The sequence below is a fragment of the Myxococcus sp. MH1 genome (assembly GCF_059738865.1).
In genome coordinates this window covers 2,262,134-2,280,376 of the sequence record NZ_AP026947.1, presented here as the reverse complement: position 1 = coordinate 2,280,376, position 18,243 = coordinate 2,262,134, and the positions used below count along the sequence as shown (strand labels likewise).

10 protein-coding genes are annotated in these 18,243 nt (G+C 71.4%); 6 read left to right on the top strand and 4 right to left on the bottom strand.

Annotated features, from left to right (window positions below):
• Positions 1–122: 122 nt before the first annotated feature.
• The 6 genes from AC6JA9_RS09470 (at position 123) to mgtA (ending at position 11,496) form a co-directional block, all read left to right on the top strand.
• Positions 123–1,178, top strand: a complete 1,056-nt coding sequence (locus tag AC6JA9_RS09470; RefSeq protein WP_223747860.1) for a zinc-binding dehydrogenase — start codon at positions 123–125, stop codon at positions 1,176–1,178.
• A gap of 33 nt (positions 1,179–1,211) precedes the next feature.
• Positions 1,212–2,645: a glycosyltransferase gene (locus tag AC6JA9_RS09465; protein WP_497959532.1), complete on the top strand. Its 1,434-nt coding sequence runs from the start codon at positions 1,212–1,214 to the stop codon at positions 2,643–2,645.
• Positions 2,646–2,661: 16 nt separating this feature from the next.
• Positions 2,662–5,004, top strand: coding sequence for a phosphoenolpyruvate synthase (gene ppsA / locus AC6JA9_RS09460; protein ID WP_497959531.1), 2,343 nt, complete (start codon positions 2,662–2,664; stop codon positions 5,002–5,004).
• Positions 5,005–5,012: 8 nt separating this feature from the next.
• Positions 5,013–7,115: a PAS domain-containing sensor histidine kinase gene (locus tag AC6JA9_RS09455; RefSeq protein ID WP_497959530.1), complete on the top strand. Its 2,103-nt coding sequence runs from the start codon at positions 5,013–5,015 to the stop codon at positions 7,113–7,115.
• Between the two features lie 220 nt (positions 7,116–7,335).
• A complete protein-coding gene (locus AC6JA9_RS09450) occupies positions 7,336–7,827 on the top strand; it encodes an Hsp20/alpha crystallin family protein (protein ID WP_141324781.1) in 492 nt (163 codons plus the stop codon).
• A 180-nt stretch (positions 7,828–8,007) separates the two neighbouring features.
• Positions 8,008–11,496, top strand: coding sequence for a magnesium-translocating P-type ATPase (gene mgtA, locus AC6JA9_RS09445; RefSeq protein WP_223784506.1), 3,489 nt, complete (start codon positions 8,008–8,010; stop codon positions 11,494–11,496).
• On the opposite strand, the gene AC6JA9_RS09440 is transcribed toward mgtA, so the two are convergent.
• The 4 genes from AC6JA9_RS09440 to AC6JA9_RS09425 form a co-directional block, all read right to left on the bottom strand.
• Positions 11,417–13,936 carry a cation-translocating P-type ATPase gene (locus AC6JA9_RS09440; protein ID WP_483577206.1) on the bottom strand — a complete coding sequence of 840 codons (2,520 nt, stop codon included), beginning with the start codon at positions 13,934–13,936 and terminating at the stop codon, positions 11,417–11,419. The two genes, mgtA and AC6JA9_RS09440, sit on opposite strands and share 80 nt — an antisense overlap.
• Positions 13,937–14,400: 464 nt before the next feature.
• On the bottom strand, positions 14,401–14,586 hold the full coding sequence (locus AC6JA9_RS09435) for a suppressor of fused domain protein (protein ID WP_223784504.1): 186 nt from the start codon (positions 14,584–14,586) through the stop codon (positions 14,401–14,403).
• Between the two features lie 215 nt (positions 14,587–14,801).
• On the bottom strand, positions 14,802–16,235 hold the full coding sequence (gene ltrA, locus AC6JA9_RS09430; RefSeq protein WP_408888341.1) for a group II intron reverse transcriptase/maturase: 1,434 nt from the start codon (positions 16,233–16,235) through the stop codon (positions 14,802–14,804).
• Positions 16,236–16,786: 551 nt separating this feature from the next.
• Positions 16,787–18,205, bottom strand: a complete 1,419-nt coding sequence (locus AC6JA9_RS09425; RefSeq protein ID WP_497959529.1) for a hypothetical protein — start codon at positions 18,203–18,205, stop codon at positions 16,787–16,789.
• Positions 18,206–18,243: the final 38 nt, after the last annotated feature.

The following is an 18,243-nucleotide window of genomic DNA, read 5'->3' as shown; positions in this document are numbered from 1 at the left end:
CCGCCAGGTTGACGCTCGCCTCGGGCCACGGCCCGAGGCGGGCGTCGCCGTTGCACGTCGATGGCATGCGCCTGAGGTTTGTCGTGAGGTGGACCCGAGGCACATCCCGCCGGGGGGGAATCATGCGAGCAACCGTCTTTCGAGGCGTCGGGGACTTCGGTCTCGAGGAAGTCGAGCAACCCCGGGCTGGAGCGGGCGAAGCCGTGGTCCGCGTGACGTCGACGACCATCTGCGGCACGGACCTGCACATCGTCCGAGGCGAGTACGCCGTGAAGCCGGGCCTCACGCTCGGCCACGAAATGGTGGGGGTCATCGAGGAGCTGGGCTCCGGAGTGCATGGCTTCCAACCGGGCGAGCGCGTCCTCGTCGGCGCCATCACGCCGTGCGGGCAATGCAACGCCTGCCTGTCCGGACACCTGTCCCAGTGCGGACATGGGACGGGATACGAGGCGATGGGCGGCTGGAGGCTGGGCAACACCCTGGATGGGGCCCAGGCCGAGTACGTCCGGATTCCCTCCGCGCAGGCCAACCTGGCGCCGGTGCCCGCGGGGCTCTCGGACGAACAGGTGCTCTTGCTGGCGGACATCGCCTCCACGGGATTCAGCGGCGCCGAGTCGGGCGGCGTGCGCATCGGCGACACCGTGGTCGTCCTCGCCCAGGGCCCCATCGGACTGTGTGCCTCCCTGGGCGCCCGGTTGATGGGCGCCGCGCGGGTCATCGGGGTCGACGGGGACGAGTCCCGGCGGGCCTTCGCCCGGCGGATGGGCGTGGACGTGGTGCTGGACCCTCGAAGCCAGGACGTCGTGGCGGAGGTCAAGCGGCTGACGGGGAGCGGCGCGGACGTGGCCATCGAGGCCCTGGGCGCCCAGGAGACGTTCGAGACGGCCCTGCGCTCGCTGCGTCCGGGCGGCACCCTCTCCAGCCTGGGGGTCTATTCGGGCAAGCTGCAGCTGCCCTACGACGCGTTCGCCGCGGGGCTGGGGGACCACCGCGTCGTCACCACCCTGTGCCCGGGTGGCAAGGAGCGCATGCGCCGGCTGATGGCCGTCGTCCAGTCGGGACGGGTCGACCTGACGCCCCTGCTCACCCACCACTTCGCGCTGAAGGACATCCGGGACGCGTACGAGCTCTTCGGCCAGCGCCGCGACGGCGTCATCAAGGTCGTCATCCACCCGTGAGTGACGCCCCCCTCCGCCTGAACCGGAGCCCCCATGCTCAAGCCCTTCGAGGTGCACGTCCCGGCGGAACCCCTCACCCGCTTCGAGCACGAGCTGGACGAGCAGGGATGGAACGCACTGCGGACGCTCGCACAGCAGACGCAGGCCCGAATGGCCGGTCGCACGTTCTGGAACATCAGCTCCACGGCGAGGGGCGGCGGCGTGGCGGAGATGCTCCCACGCCTCATCGCCTACGCGCGCGGCACGGGCGTGGACGCGCGCTGGCTCGTGCTCACCGGCACCCCGGAGTTCTTCCACATCACCAAGCGGCTGCACCATGCACTGCATGGCTCCCCCGGTGACGGCTCCGGGCTGGGGACGTCCGAGCACGACTGCTACGACGAGGTCCTCCGCGACAACGCGGAGGAGATCCTCGTCCTGGTGAAGCCCGGGGACGTGGTCCTGCTGCACGACCCGCAGACCGTGGGGCTCGGCCCCGCCCTGTCCTCCGCGGGCGCCCACGTGGCCTGGCGCTGCCATATCGGCCGGGACACGCCGAACGCGGAGGTGGAGCGGGCGTGGGAGTTCCTCGCGCCGGGCCTGGCCGCCGCCCGGCTCACGGTCTTCAGCCGGGCCGCGTATGCGCCCCCCCAGTGCGCGGGCCGGGCGCTCGTCATCCAGCCCTCCATCGACATCTTCGCGGTGAAGAACCAGCCCATGGCGCCCGAGGTCGCGCGCGCCATCCTCGCGACCACCGGTCTGCTGCGCGAGACGCCGGACACGGCGGCGCCCGTCTTCACGCGCGCCGACGGCGTGACGGGGCGCGTGTCGCGGGGCGTGGACGTCATCCGGCTGGGCGCGGGGCCCACCGCCGAAGTTCCCCTCGTGGTGCAGGTGTCCCGGTGGGATCCGCTGAAGGACCCGGCGGGCGTGCTGCTCGGGTTCGCGAGGATGCTGCGCAAGGCGCCCCACGTGCACGCGGAGCTGGTGCTCGCGGGGCCCGCCGTCACGTCCGTGGCCGATGACCCCGACGCGGCGGCGACCCTCGAGGACGTCCACGCGCTGTGGCGACAGCAATCGCGCTTCGTCCGCCAGCATGTCCATCTGGCGTGCCTGCCCATGGCCGACAGCGAGGAGAACGCCGCCATCGTCAACGCGCTGCAACGCCACGCGAGCGTGGTGACGCAGAAGAGCCTCCAGGAGGGCTTCGGGCTCACCCTCACCGAGGCCATGTGGAAGCAGCGCGCCGTGGTGGCGAGCGCGGTGGGCGGACTCCAGGACCAGGTCGTCACCGGGGAGAACGGCCTGCTCATCCGGGAGGCCGAGGACACGGAGGCGTTCGCGGGCGCGGTGCGCTCGCTCCTGGAGGACCCGGCGCGGGCCGCCGCGCTGGGGCGCCGTGCCCGTGAGACGGTCCGCGCCCGCTTCACCGCCCCTCGTCACCTCACGGACCTCGCGCGCCTCATCGAACGACTGGACGCGCGCTGACACAGGAGATGGAAGCATGGACCCTTCCCATGAGAGCCAGCAGCCCGTCCGGCCCGACGCGCCCGGCGCCACCCCAGACCTCATCCGCTGGTTCGACTCGCTGTCGCGAGATGACGTCAGCGTGGCGGGAGGCAAGGGCGCCAATCTCGGGGAGCTGACCCACGCCAGCCTCCCCGTACCGCCGGGGTTCGTGGTCACCGCCGCCGCCTTCCAGGAGGCCATGGCGCCCGTGCGCCCCCGGCTCCGCGAGCTCTGGCAGCGCGTCGACCCGGAGGACCCGCAGTCCCTGGCGGAGGTCACCGAGGCGCTGCGAGCCACGGTGCGCCAGGTCCCCGTGCCCGAGCGCCTGCGCTCCGCCCTGCTCGGCGCCTATCACCAGTTGGGCGAGCAGGGGGCCGTGGCCGTCCGCTCCTCGGCGACCTCCGAGGACACCGGCGCCACGTCCTTCGCGGGCATGCACGAGACGTACACCAACGTCGTGGGTGACGAGGCGCTGCTCGACAAGCTGCGCGCGTGCTGGGCCTCGGCCTATGGACAGCGCGTGGTGGCCTACCGGAAGGCCCAGGGCCTCACCGAGGAGCCGGCCATCGCCGTCGTCGTGCAGCGCATGGTGGACTCGACTCGCGCGGGGGTCATGTTCACCGCGGACCCGGCCACCGGGGACCTCCACCGCGTCATCATCGAGGCCGCCTACGGCCTGGGCGAGGTGGTGGTGAGCGGCCAGGTGGAGCCGGACACGTACGTGGTGGCCAAGCAGGGGCCGCGTCTGCTGGAGGTGCGCGTCGGGGAGAAGTCCTTCCAGCGGGTGCGCGATGGCGTGGGCCAGGAGCGGCGCGAAGCGCTCTCCCCCGCGCAGGCCCACCAGCGCGTGCTCCAGGACGTGGAGGTGTTGGAGCTGGCGCGCCTGGGCCTGCGCGTGGAGCGCCACTATGGCGCGCCGCAGGACATCGAATGGGCACAGGCCGGTGGCAGGCTCTATCTCGTCCAGTCGCGTCCGGTGACGACGCTGGGCGGGGCGACGAAGGAGGAGCGCAAGGACGCGCGGCCCAAAAGCCCCCGGGTGTCCGGGCTGGGCGCCTCTCCAGGGGTCGCGACGGGGCGCGTGCGCGTGCTGCGAAGCCCCGAGGAGGGCCGGCGGCTCCAGACAGGCGAGGTCCTGGTGGCGCCGATGACCTCTCCGGACTGGGTGCCGACGCTCCGGCGCGCGGCCGCGGTGGTGACCGACAGCGGCGGGATGACCTGCCATGCCGCCATCGTCAGCCGGGAGCTGCGCAAGCCCTGCGTGGTGGGCACGCGCACGGCGACCCGGCGGCTCCAGGACGGCGAGGAGGTGACGGTGGATGGCTCCGCGGGCACGGTCCTGGAAGGCCGGGTGGAGCAGCAAGCCCCCGGGGTCGTCTCGTCCGAGCCGCGGAGGCCGAGCGGCCTGGCCTCCGCTGGAACCGCCACGCCCGAAGTGCTCGCCACGCGCCTCTACGTCAATCTGGCCCTCCCCCAGCAGGCCCGCGACGCGGCGGCGCTCCCCGTGGACGGCGTGGGGCTGCTGCGCGCCGAGTTCATGCTCACCGAGGCGCTGGGCGGGGTCCACCCACGCAAGCTCATCGCCGAGGGGCGCGGCCGCGAGTTCGTCGAGCGGATGTCCGACGCGCTGCTCCAGGTCACCCGCGCCTTCGGGAGGCGGCCGGTGGTGTACCGCACCACGGACTTCCGGACGAACGAGTTCCGGGGCCTGGAGGGCGGCGCCGAGTTCGAGCCCGCCGAGTCCAACCCCATGATGGGCTTTCGCGGCTGCTACCGGTACATCCGCGAGCCGGAGGTGTTCAGGCTCGAGCTGGAGGCGGTCGCCCGCGTGCGGGAGCAGACCCCCAACCTGCACGTGATGATTCCCTTCGTGCGCACCACGTGGGAGCTGGCCGCCTGCCTCGAGGCCCTGGACGCAAGCCCCCTGGGCCGCCACCGCGGGCTGGAGCGCTGGGTGATGGCGGAGGTGCCCTCGGTCGTCTACCGCATCCCCGAGTACGCGCGGCTGGGCATCAGCGGCGTGTCCATCGGCTCCAACGACCTCACGCAGCTGATGCTCGGGGTCGACCGGGACTCCGAGTCGTGCGCGGAGCTGTTCGATGAAGCGGACGCGGCGGTGCTGGACGCCATCGTCCGCATCATCCGGGCCAGCCGTGAAGCCGGCATCACCTGCTCCCTCTGCGGTCAGGCCCCCTCCAACCGCCCCGAGTTCGCCGAGCACCTGGTGCGCGCGGGAATCACGTCCATCTCCGTGGACCCCGCGGCGGCCTGGGCCACACGCGAGGTCATCGCGGCGGCGGAGCGACGGCTGTTGCTCGAGGCCGCGCGAGCGCGGTGATGCGTCGCATGCGACGGACAGCGCCACGAGCGCCCTCCTTCTGGGCCCGCCTGCGCCTGCCGCGGCTGCGCCAGGCGAGGCGCTCCCGAGCCGCGCTGGAGAAGTCGCTCCGGCTGGCGGAGGCGCGCCTGTCCGGGCTCATCGCCACCACGGTCGACGCCATCATCTCCGTCGACACGCGGCAGCGAATCACCCTCTTCAACGAGGGGGCGGAGCACATCTTCGGGTACTCCGCAGGGGACGCGGTGGGTCAGCCCCTGGACATCCTGCTCCCGGAGCGCTACCGAGGGGCCCACCAGCACCACGTCCAGCGATTCGCGGCGGGCTCCCGGCTCTCCCGACAGATGGGCGAGCGGAGCACCATCATCGGCCGGCGCAGCAATGGCGAGGAGTTCCCCGCGGAGGCCAGCATCTCCAAGGTGGAGCAGGAGGGCACGCTCGTGCTCACCGTCATCCTGCGCGACATCTCGACCCGCAGACAGGCGGAGGAGGTGCTCCGGACCAGCGAGGAGCGCTTCCGCACGGCGTTCGCGAACGCGCCAACCGGCATGGCCCTGGTCGGGCTGGATGACCGGTTCCTGAGCGTGAACTCCGCCATGTGCGACATCGTTGGCTACACGCCGGAGGAGCTCCTCGCCCGGACCTTCCGGGACATCACCTGGCCCGGGGACCTGGAGGTGACGCTCCAGAACAGACAGCGACTGCTGCGGGGGGAGGTCCACACCTATCAACTGGAGAAGCGCTACCTGCACAAGCAGGGGCACACCGTGAGCATCCTGCTCACCGCCTCGTTGGTCCGTGACTCCCGGGGGCAGCCGCTCCACTTCATCGCGCAGGTGCAGGACATCTCCGAGCGCCAGGAGCTGGAGCGGGCCCAACATTTCCTGGCGGAAGCGGGGCCACGACTGGCGGGCTCGCTGGACTCCCGGACGACGATGGCCGCCGTCACGGGGCTCGCGGTCCCCGCGCTGGCCGACGGGTGCATCGTCGGCCTGGTGGATGAGCACGGGCAGGTCCGGGCGGTGCAAGCCGCGGCGGTCTCCCCCGAGAAGTCCAGGCGCCTGGACGCGCTGCTCGCCCACCACCCGTGCCTCCCCTCCCTCCAGGGGGAGCTCGTCGCGGGTGTGCTCCGAACGGGACGCTCCGTGGTCCTGCCGGAGTCCTCCGGAGCGGAGACACCGCGGGAGGACGGCTGCCCGCTGGACCTGCTGCGCGGCCTCGGGTCCGTCTCGGGACTCATCGTGCCGCTGCGGGCCCGGGAGCAGACCCTGGGCGCGGTCATGCTGTGGACGTCCGAGTCCGGGCGCCGCTACGGCGAGCAGGACCTGGCGCTGGCGGAGGCCCTGGCCAACCGCGCGGCGCTCGCCATCGACAACGCCCGCCTCCACGAGCGGTCCGAGCAGGCGACCCGCTTGCGGGACGAAGTCCTGCGCGTCGTCGCCCACGACCTCCGCACGCCCCTGAACGTCGTCGCGCTGTGCACGGAGTCCCTCGGCAGGAGGCCCCCCGGCCAGCGGCCTCCCACCCAGACGCTCGAGACCCTCCGCAAGGCGGTGGAGCGGGCCCAACGGCTCATCCAGGACCTGCTGGATGTCGCCCGGATGGAGTCCGGGCACCTGCTCGTCGAGCGTGCGCGGGTGGATGGCGCGTTGCTCGTCCAGGAAGCGCTCGACCTGCACCGCGCGCTCGCCGAGGAGAAATCCATCCAGCTCTCCAGTGACGTCCCCCTGCACGCCCCGGCGCTCCTCGCCGACCATGCCCGGGTGGTCCAAATCCTCTCCAACCTGCTCGGCAACGCCATCAAGTTCACGCCCGCCGGCGGACACGTCCACCTCCAGGCCGTCCCCGAGGGAGCCATGATGAGGTTCTCCGTCCGGGACTCAGGGCCCGGGATTGCACCGGAACACCTCTCGCATGTCTTCGAGCCCTTCTGGCAGGCGCAGGCGGGGAGGAAGGAGGGCGCGGGACTCGGGCTCGCCATCGTGAAGGGGCTCGTCGACGCGCATGGCGGCAAGCTCTGGGTGGACAGCCGCCCCGGACAGGGAAGCACCTTCTGCTTCACCCTCCCCACGCAAGCGTCGGCCGACCAGCCACACCCACCTCACGCGTGAGTCCACGGCGGCAGGCCGCACGCTCGCCGAGGCCGGGCACGGGGGCAGGTCTGTCGTGGCGGTCCGAGAGGAAGCCCCAACACGGGCAGGGCGGCGATGGCCCCCGCGTCCGGGGCCCAGCACACCTTGCGCGCTCCGAGGCCCCCCTTACCCTTCAAGAGGGAGCCAGAGGCCTGGCACGCATGGCGCGCGCCGGTCAGCCCCAAGGAGGTCATGAACCATGGCAATGCTTCCCGTCCGACGCGCGAAGAGGCTCGCGAGCAGCGAGCAATCCTGGGACCCCTTCGCTCAGATGCGGGAGCTGCTCCAGGCAGCCCCCACGGAGTCACTGCGAGGGCTGGTGCCGGGAGCCAGGGAGGACTGGACGCTCTCCCCCGACTTCGACGTCAAGGAGACGCAGGACGCCTACGTCTTCAAGGCGGACCTGCCGGGCATCCAGCAGGAGGACGTGGAGATTTCCGTCACCGGGCAGCGGCTCACCATCAGCGGCAAGCGCGAAGAGGAGAAGCGCGAGGAGGGCGAGCGCTATTTCACGTACGAGCGCAGCCACGGCAGCTTCGCCCGGACCTTCACCGTGCCGGAGGGCGTGGACCTGGACAACGTCAACGCGGAGCTGAAGGAGGGCGTGCTCACCCTGAACATCCCCAAGCGCCCGGAGGGCAGGTCCAGGCGCATCCCCATCGGCAGTGGCCCGGCCAAGGGCAAGGCGTGAGCCTCGTCCCGCCAGGAGCCGGCCCCGCACCGCGGGGGACGCGGCCCGCGCCCGAGGCGCCTCCGCGGAGGCGCCCGGTGGGGCGGCTGGGAGTGTCCGCGCATGCTTCATCGCAGCATGGACAGACACCGCCGCGAGCCTCCCCCCCGGGCTGAGCGCGGGGCGGGGCCGCGGCCCCGGATGGAGTGGCGCAGGTGGGGCTTCGGACTCGCGCTGCTGGCGTCCGTCGTCCTGGTCGCCACGCGATGGACGGAGGAGCGGGACTTCGCCTTGATGCTGCGTCGGGCGGCGCCCTCCTGGCTGCTGCTCGCCGCGCTGCTGCAGGCGGCGACGTACCTGTCCCAGTCCGCGGTGTGGAGCGCCGTGCTGGCGAGGACGCCCTTCCGCGTCCCGCGAGGCGCGCTCTATTCGATGAGCGTCGCCAAGCTCTTCATCGACCAGGCCCTCCCCTCCGCGGGCATCAGCGGCTCGGTGCTCATCGTCCAGGGGATGACCCGGCGGGGGGTCGGCCGAGGGGCCGTGATGGCGTGTGTGGTGGTCGAGACGATGACCAACCAGGCCGCGCTCATCCTGGGACTGTTGCTCGCGCTCGGGACGGAGGGCTGGGTCGGCGAGGCGCGCGCGCTGGTGTGGCTCGCCACGGGGGTGCTCATCGTCCTCACCGGCGCGCTCATCGGCCTGCTCCTGCGACTGTCCCGAAGGGGGCGCGGCGGTGTCCCGTCCTCGCGGCGCATCGCGAGGATTCCCGGCGCCAGGACCCTCCTCGAGGCGCTCAGCGAAGCACCACCGTCACTGACGCACAGCCCCCGGGTGCTGGGCGAGGCCACCGGCTACAACTTCCTCATCCACCTGCTCGACGCCGCGACCCTGTGGGCCCTGCTCCGCTCGGTGGGGGTGGACGCTCCCGCGGCGGGGGTCTTCACGGCGTTCATGCTGTCCACGCTGGCCCGCACGCTCGGGGTCGTCCCCGGCGGCCTCGGGACGTTCGAGGCCGCGTCCATCGGCCTGCTGCACCTGATGGGCGTCTCGATGGAGGCGTCGCTCTCGGCGACGCTGCTGTTCCGTGGGTTCAGCTTCTACCTCCCCCTGGTCCCCGGGCTGCTGCTGTCCAGGCGCGAGCTGCGCGGGCAACGGGAGGCCTCCCGTCCGAGCCCCGTCGAGCGATATTGGAGTCAGTCCCTCCCGGCCCTGCTCGAGGCCCTGCGGACGACCCCCGAGGGACTCTCCCGTGAGGAGGCCGCGCGTCGGCGGGAGCTTCACCGCGCGAACGCGGTGGAGCAGACGCATGCGCCCTCCCGCCTGGGCGTCGTCTGGGGCCAGCTCAAGAGCCCCCTGGTCCTGCTCCTGGTCATCGCGGCGGCCATCTCCGCGTTCACCGGCGCGTGGAGCGATGCCCTCATCGTCCTGGCCATCCTGTCGGGCAGCGTGCTGCTCGGCTACTCACGCGAGTACAAGGCCCAGGCCACCATCGCGCGGCTGAGGGAGCAGGTCACGACCGGGGTGAAGGTCCTGCGCGACGGGCGACCCACCACCGCGCCGCTGCCGGACATCGTCCCGGGGGATGTCGTGCTGCTGTCGGCGGGCAGCGTGGTGCCCGCGGACGCCCGCCTCCTCGAGGCGACGGACCTGTTCGTCAGCCAGGCGGTGCTGACCGGAGAGAGCTTCCCGGTGGAGAAACGCCCCGGGAGCGCGCTCCCCGAGGCGGCGCTCATCGGACGTGACAACTGCGTCTTCCGGGGGACTCATGTGCGCAATGGCACCGGCCGATGCCTCGTCGTCGCGACCGGCCGGGACACGTCTTTCGGAGGCATCACCCGACACCTGGCGCTCCGGGCCCCCGAGACGGAGTTCGACCGGGGCCTGAGGCAGTTCGGTCATGTCCTGCTCACCACCATGATGGTGATGGTGCTCACCGTCGTCGCCATCAACACGCTGCTGAACCGGCCGCCCCTGGAGACGCTCCTGTTCGCCCTCGCCCTCGCGGTGGGGCTGAGCCCGGAGCTGCTGCCGGCCATCCTCAGCGTGAACCTCTCCGCAGGCTCTCAGGCCATGGCCAACCGAGGCGTGCTGGTCCGCAGGCTCGGCGCCATCGAGAACCTGGGCAGCATGGACGTGCTGTGCACCGACAAGACGGGGACCCTGACCGAAGGGGTCGTCAGCCTCCTGGGGGCCCACGACACCTCGGGCCAGCCATCCGAGCACGTCCTCACCCTGGCGACCCTCAACGCCGGACTCCAGGCGGGCCTGGCCAATCCGCTCGACGAGGCCATCCTCCGGGCGCGACCGCTCCCGGCCGAGGGCGCCCGGAAGCTGGGGGAGATTCCCTACGACTTCGTCCGCAAGCGCCTGTCCGTCATCGTCCGCCAGGGTGGCGAGGTCCTGCTCGTCACCAAGGGGGCCTTCCCCCAGGTCGTGGAGGCCTGCACCCGGACGGCCGGAGGAGCCCCGCTCGACGCGCCGCTCCGGGCGAGGCTCCAGGACCAGGTCGACGCCTGGGGAGAACAGGGAGTGCGCGTGCTGGCCCTGGCGACGCGCGCCATCCAGGCCCGGGAGCGCTACACGCGGGAAGACGAGCACGAGCTGACCTTCCTGGGATTCTTGACCTTCGTCGACCAGCCCAAGGCGGGCGCCCGGGAGGCCCTCCTGGAGCTCTCCGGGTTGGGGGTGCGCGTCAAGCTCATCACCGGAGACAGCCGCAGGGTCGCGGAGCACGTCGCGAGGCAGGTGGGGCTCGGCGCCGAGCGGGTGCTCACGGGCGCCCGGCTCCACCACCTGACGGACGAGGCGCTGTGGCACCAGGTCGAGCACGTGGAGCTCTTCGTCGAGGTGGACCCGACCCAGAAGGAGCGCATCATCCTGGCGCTGAAGAAGCAGGGCCATGTGGTGGGCTTCCTGGGAGACGGGGTGAACGACGCCCCGGCGATGCACGCGGCCGATGCCAGCCTCTCCGTGGACCAGGCCGCGGACGTGGCCCGGGAGGCCGCGGACTTCGTCCTCCTCCGGCGACACCTGGACGTCGTCCGACACGGCATCGAGGAGGGGCGCAGGACGTTCGCCAACACGATGAAGTACGTGCTCACCACGACGAGCGCGAACCTGGGGAACATGATCAGCATGGCGGCCGCCTCGCTGTTCCTTCCCTTCCTGCCGCTGCTGCCGGGGCAGATCCTCCTGAACAACTTCCTCTCCGACATCCCCGCGGTGGGGCTGGCGGGCGACAGCGTGGACCCCGAGCTGGTGGACCGGCCGCGGCGCTGGGACAAGCGCCTCATCGGGCGGTTCATGGTGACCTTCGGACTGCTGAGCTCGCTCTTCGACGTCCTCACCTTCGGGGTGCTGCGGCAGCTGTTCCACGCCGGCCCCGAGCTGTTCCGCACCGGCTGGTTCATCGAGTCGCTGCTGACGGAGCTGGCGGTCGCGCTGGTGGTGCGCACGCGCCGTCCCTTCTACCGCAGCCGCCCTGGGAGGCTGCTGCTGGTCTCCACGGGGGCCGTCATCGCGCTCACCTTCCTGGTGCCCTTCATCCCCCACGCGAGCGTCCTCGGCTTCGTGCGCCCTCCCCTCCTGCTGCTCGTGGCGGTGACCACCATCACCCTGCTGTATGTCGTCGCAGCGGAGCAGGCCAAGGGGCCCTTCTTCCGGAGACAGGACCCAGCCCACGTCCGATGAGCAGCGGCACCAGCGCCACCAGCACCCCCAGCGCGACGCGCGCCCAGTCATCGACATGCAAGGGGTGCAGCCCCAGCACCGCCGCGAAGGGCCGCACCTGGATGAGCAGGACGGACACGCCCAGGGACAAAGCGCAGATCCACCGGGCCGTGCGGGTGCGCAGCCCCGTGAGCACGGCCGCGAAGCAGGCGCTCGCGAGCGTGAGCGAGGCCAGCGCCACCGCGCGACCGTGCTCCACGTCGCGCGTGGGGCCGAGGCTCCGGTCGTAGCCCCAGACCAGTCCCGCGGTCAGCAACCCGCCCGCCACCACGAGGGTGACCCAGTCCCGCGAGGAGAAGACGCGCGTGGCGCTCCGTCCCCGGGAGGGCCCCAGCCGGCCCGGCCGCGCCGCCTCCTGGAAGGCCAGCATCGCCGTGGGGTGGATGATGAGCTCCAACCACACGATGTGGATGGGCAGGTACAGCAGCGGATAGCCCGCCAGCGGGAGCAGCGCGGCCGTGAACACGAGCGGGATGTGGACGAGCAGCAGGTACTGGAAGCAGCGCTGGAGGTTGTCGAAGAGCTGTCGGCCCTCCGCGATGGCGCGCACCAGCGTGCCGAAGTCGTCGTCGAGCAACACGATGGACGAGGCCTCGCGCGCGCCGCGCGTCCCGCGCTCCCCCATGCAGATGCCCACGTCGGCGGACTGGAGCGCGGGGATGTCGTTCACCCCGTCCCCCGTCGCCGCCACCACCTCGCCGTGCTCTTGCAGCGCCCGCACCAGCGCGTGCTTCTGGGCCGGCAGCGCCCGGGCCACCACGTCCACCGCCGGGGGCGCGCCCGCGTCCTGAAGGCGCGCCTCCAGCACCTCGCCCGTCATGACCACGGGCCGTGCGCCGCCGAGCCCCAGCTCCCGCGCCACCGTCAACGCCGTCTCCGGATGGTCCCCTGTCACCATCACGGTGCGCAGCCCCGCCTCCCTGCACTCGCGCACCGCCTCCCTGACCCCGACGCGAATCGGGTCCTCGCAGGCGATGACCCCCAGGAAGTGGAAGCCCTGGTCGGGCTCGCCCCCACGCCACGAGGCGGGGTCCAGCGGCTGACTCGCGCACGCGATGACCTTGCGCCCCTCGCGCGCGAGCGCCGAGACGCGCTGGGCCCACGCCGCCCGGTCGTCGGGCGCGAGCGCAGCGCGGGCCATCACCTGTTCGGGAGCGCCCTTCACGGCGGCGAGCAGCCCAGCGCCCTCCTCCACCACCGCGGTCTCCCGCTGGCGCTCCTCCGTGAAGGGGAACGTGGCCCGGACCCGCCCTCCGCGCACGGGGACCGAGGCCCGCGCGGCCTCTTCGAGCAGCGCGGTGTCGAGCGGGTCCTGCCCTTCCTCGCGCGACGCCAGCGCCGCGACGCGCAGCAGCTCCTCCCGGGTGACGTCCGACGAGGGGAGCACCCTGGCCACGCCCAGCCGACCCTCCGTCAGCGTGCCCGTCTTGTCGGAGCAGATGCACGTGACCCGGCCGATGTTCTCCACGGAGACGGCGCGCCGCACCAGGGCCTGCCTGCGCGCGAGCCGGTAGACGCCCGCGCCCAGGAAGAAGGTGAGCGCCAGGGGGAACTCCTCGGGGAGCGCGGCCACGCCGAGCGTGGCGGCGCTCAAAAGCGCATCCGCCCATCCGAAGCCCTGGCGCCAGCGGACGAAGGCGAGGACGCCACACAGCCCGGCGGCCACCATCACCAGGACGGAGACCAGCTGCGCCACGGCCTGCTGGAGCGGTGTACGGGCTCGCGCGCCCCGCTCGGCGGAGCGCACGATGCTCCCATAGAGCGTGTCGGCGCCCGTGTAGACGACGCGCACCCAGGCCGTCCCCGTCAGCAGGCGCGTCCCGGCGAGGCCCCAGTATCGCCCCTCCACGGGTGGCGCCTCTCCGGGCGGCAGCTGGCCCAGGGGCCGCTTGCCCACCGGCAGGGACTCGCCCGTCAGCGAGGACTCCTCGGCCTGGAGTGCCTCGCCCCGCACGACCAGGCCATCGGCGGGGAAGTAGGCACCGGCGTCCACGCGGGCCAGGTCCCCCACCACCACCTCCGCGGCGGGGACCTCCGCCTCGCGCCCATCCCGGAGCACGACGGCCCGCGCCGCCAACCGGCTCTGCAGGCCCTCGGTGGAGACGCGCGTGCGATGGTGAAGGAAGGCATCCATGCCGAGCAGTGGAGCAATGGCTCCCAGCAGCACCAGCCCCTCCGACACCTTGCCCAGCACGAGGTAGAGCGTGCTCATCCCCACGAGGAACCAGAGCATCGGGTCGCCCGCCGCCTCGCGAAGGCTCGCCAGGGTGGAGCGGCGGGGCCTCACCACCACGTCATTGCGGCCATACTGCCCGCGTCGCGCCAGCACTTCGTCGGATGCGAGCCCCGTGGCCTCTTCCAGGGGACAGGGCAGGCGGCGGGTGGGGACGGGGATGCGCATGAGCGCTCACGGTGCCGCTTCGTCGCGAGGCTGGCGGGTCGCCAGGGCGTCCACGGAGACGGGTCTGGCGGCGACGCCCGACTCCGGATGGGCTCGAGGGAAACGTGCGGCGGGAGCACGCGTCGCACATTCACCGCCCCCACGCAGGGTCGCTGCGTCGGCTCCGTTCGGGCGCTCGGCGCGCTGTCCCCCGCCGGGTCCCGCCAGGACGCCCCCGACCCGCCAAGACCGCGCCGACGGGATGGGCTCATCCCCTGGCGGGCATCAAGGTCGAGCAATGGCTCCAGGTAGAAGAGGTCCACTACCGCCAGCGACAGGAACAGGGTCAACAAGCGGCGCCCGCCGGCCACCCCCACTGCGCCATCCCGGAGGAAGTGCTGCCCTGGGCCCGTGGTGCGTGGGGCCCGCGTGCGCGCTCCCTGGCGCGCGGACGGCTGGCGCGTGCCCGGACAGCCCGCTTGAGCTCAGACGAGCGAAGGGCGATGGACGTCCGCAGGGCTCACGTCGCTGGCCTCCAGGAGCTCGCTGAAGGCGTCGAACCCTTCCTTCTGGATGAACGCGTACTCCGCTTCATGCAGCGGCACGAGCCAGCACAGCTCGAGGTGCTGGGGGCCCAGGTGGAGTCCGCCGAACTCCTCGTCCTCCCCCACGGCCTCGTCCACGGGCGGTGGCGAAGCGCGCGACGGGAGACTCCGCGGAGGCCGGGAAGAAGTAGACCTCGACGACGTCGGTCTGCCGGGAGAAGCGCTGCCGGTCGCGCGGCATGCCCCAGTGCCGCAGGTAGGCCCCCAGCACGACGGTCCGCCGGAGGTCCTGTTGGAACAGCTCGGGTGAGTCCATTGGTAGATGGGTGGCGCGGTACCGGTCAGCGGCCCGTTTCCACCCGCCTCCTTTCAAACCGTACGTGCGGTTTTCCCGCATACGGCTTAACGAGAGTGTTGTCGTGCAGCATGCACGGTTTCGGGTAACGAATCGTCCCACGCAATCGGTGGAGCCCCTGTCCCCAGAACCATTCCCGATTCCACTCGTGAGCCTGTCCGGCTCGCAGGTTCCTTCCCCTGCGCTTCACCATGAACTGGTGCAGCCGCCTGCACACGTAGGAGTCGAGCTGATTGAACTTCCGGGCTGCATTCCCGCTGCGGAAGTAGTTGCCCCACCCTCGCAGCACCGGATTCAGGTCGGCGATGATGACTCGCACGTCCTTCACCCCGTACCGCTGACGACTCGTCAGCTCCTTCACCCGGGCCCTCACCCGCTTCATGCTCCGCGCTGACGGCCATCTGTGCAGGTAGTAGCGCTTGAGGCCACGCTCCTCCAGCAGCTTGCCCGACATGCGTTGATGCAGGTGACAGCCCAGGAAGTCGAAGCCTTCCTTGCCCTCGGTGAGTTCCACTCGCCGCGTCTTCTCCGGATGCAGTCGTAGCTTCAGCCTCTCGAAGATGATTCGCACTCTTCGTTCAGCCTCCTCGACAGCTTCGCGGCTTTTGCACAGCACCACGAAGTCATCCGCGTAGCGCACCAGCTCGCCTACCCGCGCGCACTGCCGCTGCCACACGCTGTCGAAGACGTGCAGGTAGATGTTGGAGAGCAACGGAGAAACCACTCCGCCCTGCGGCGTCCCCGAGACCGTCTCGGAGTACCGGCCCTCTTCTACCACTCCCGCACTCAGCCACTGCCTCAGCAGCTTGAGCACCCTGCGGTCCGACACCCGTCGCTCCACCCGCTCCATCAGCAGCTCATGCTCGATGCTGCCGAAGTAATCGCGGATATCCGCGTCGAGCACGTGGCGACATCCGGCATTGACTACCTCCCGGATGCGCTCCAGGGCCTGCAACGCGCTTCGGCGAGGCCGGAAGCCATACGAGGACGGCAGGAAGTCCGCCTCGAATACCGGCTCCAGCACCAACTTCACCGCCATCTGCACGATGCGGTCCTTCACCGTCGGAATGCCCAGCGGCCTTCGCTTCCCGTCCGCCTTGGGGATGTACCGCCTCAGTACCGCGGGCGGCCTGTACGCTCCTGCTCGCAGCACCTCGCCCAGCTCCTCTACCAGCCGCTGCGCGCCGTACCGCTCCACCGCCGCCAGCGTGACTCCATCCACGCCAGCCGCGCCCTTGTTGCGTCGAACCCGCTCCCACGCTTCCCACAGGACGTCACTCCGGTGGACTCGGTCATACAGCGCATGGAAACGGCGCTCCTTGCACCGCTTGGCTGCCACGAAGAGCTTGCGCTGGAGTCGTCGAACTTTGTCGGTGGACTCTGGTCCACCGGGGAGATTGGAGCCGCCGTGGCGGCTCATGCCCTCGCTCTTACCTCCCACCCAAGCACCACTCAAGCAGGGGCCCTTCCCTCCGGGCGCGTTGTCCTGCACGCCCCTCATCGGTACTACGGCCCCCTCGGACTCCCGCTGCACTCCCCTCGCTTTCGCCTTCGGCTTATACGCGGGGCCCTGCCGCGACGACGGCTGCGCAGTCGGGTCTCTCCTGTTCCCCACCACTCCTTGAACACGTGCCGCGCCCCATACCCCGGGGAGTTCCGCTGCTTCACACCCGGACTCGTCCGCAGCGGACCTGGCCTTCACCGTGACATGCTCGGCTCGGCTCTCCCATTGTGTCTCTGTCGAGGCGGCAGGCTTCACTTCATGTTGCGGCCCGTGCTCTTGCTCCCTCCCTGTCGGAGGCTTTTGACGCCCCGCTGTAGCCTGCCGCCTCTCGGCGACCGGCTGGGGCCTGCTACCGGGCACTCCGGTGTCTACCCGGACGGGACTCTCACCCGCAGGTCTGGTGGAGCATGGACGTGCTCCTCTTTCTCGTCCTTCAGGACGCACCATGCGGCCAGTCTACCGTCACGTCACTTCGTGGCGGGCACAGGCGGCTTGACGGGCTCGGGCCGCGGCGGTGCCTGGAGCGGAGGCAGTGACGCGGTCAACGCGCCCACGTAGAGCCGGCCGGAGAAACCATCCGGCTGTCGGGCGGGGTAGAGCTTCAGCCCCGCGTCCTGCGCGGTGGCCTGCCGCGCCTCCAGCGACGGGCTGATGCCGAAGACGTTGCACTCCACGTCCTCCTCCCAGACGCTGTAGCGACACACGTACTGGGTGCCGCGCCGGAAGCCCACGTCCAGCGCTCGCACCGAGGGCAGCACCTTCGCCACCCGCGAGCCCATGGGCTCCAGGTCCCCATCCCAGCTCACCTGCGTGGTGCGAGCGTGGACGCTCCCCGTGAGCACCAGCGTCCAGGCCTGGGGGCGCCTGGCCCGCGCCTTCAACAGTCCCTGGGCCATCCGCTCCTCGCGCTCGTTGCCGTGCGCCTTGTCGGAGTCGATGGCGACCACGGCCACGTCCTTGCCGGAGACGCGCAGGCGGCGCGCCTGCTCGACGAGCCAGAGCATGGCGCGGCTGCTGCGCCCGTCCTGGTACACCCGGCGCCAGAAGGCGCTCCCCGAGAGGAGATCCTGCAACGCGGAGGAGTCGCCGGAGCTGCCCAGATAGCGCTCGAGCAGCGGCTGCTCCACGTCGGGGATGGACAGCGCCAGCGTCACCGGCAACTCCCGGGACGTGGCCTCACACAACATCCGCAGCGCCACGGACGGCACCTCCTGTGTGCCCAGCGGGTCCGCCACCAGCAGGACGCCGCCCGCGGAGAACAGCGACGAAGCGCCCTCCACGGGAGCACCACAGGAGGGCGGAGCGACGGGGGCGCGCTCCTCCTCGTTGCCTCCCTCCATCACCACCGAGCGCATGGGCAGGGGAGGATTGCCACCCACCAGCTCCAGCGCGGGAGCCATCTCCAGCGCCGCGAGGAGCCGCTGCTCCACGCCCATGTCGCGAAGGCCCTGCGCCGGCCGGTAGCCCTCCAGGCCAGGAAGGCCCTTGAAGTCGGCGATGATATCCACCTGCCTGCTCGGGGTGCCGCGGACCTCGGAGGCGAACGCCGGGTCATGCACGTAGCGAAGGCGGAAGATGCGGACGACGGACTGTCGGGGGCCGTGCCGCTCACCCTGGATGTAGAAGCGCTCCGGCGGGGAGATGTCCGGGATGAAGGAAGAGAACATCTCCAGGCCGCCCTCCTTCTCCAGCACGTCGAAGCGGCCCGTCTCCAGGATGTGCCGGGCCGTCATCATCGCGTCCTCGACGGGCACCTGGTAGACGAGCTCCTCCGCCGGAACCTCGTATTGGCCCGTCTCCGGGTTGTACTGGGTCGCGAGGCCTCGCATGGGGCCGGCACATCCCACGAACCCCAACAGCCCCAGCATCACTCCGGACCATCGCATCGAAGCCTCCATGGCCAACCCGCGGCCCTCGATGAACG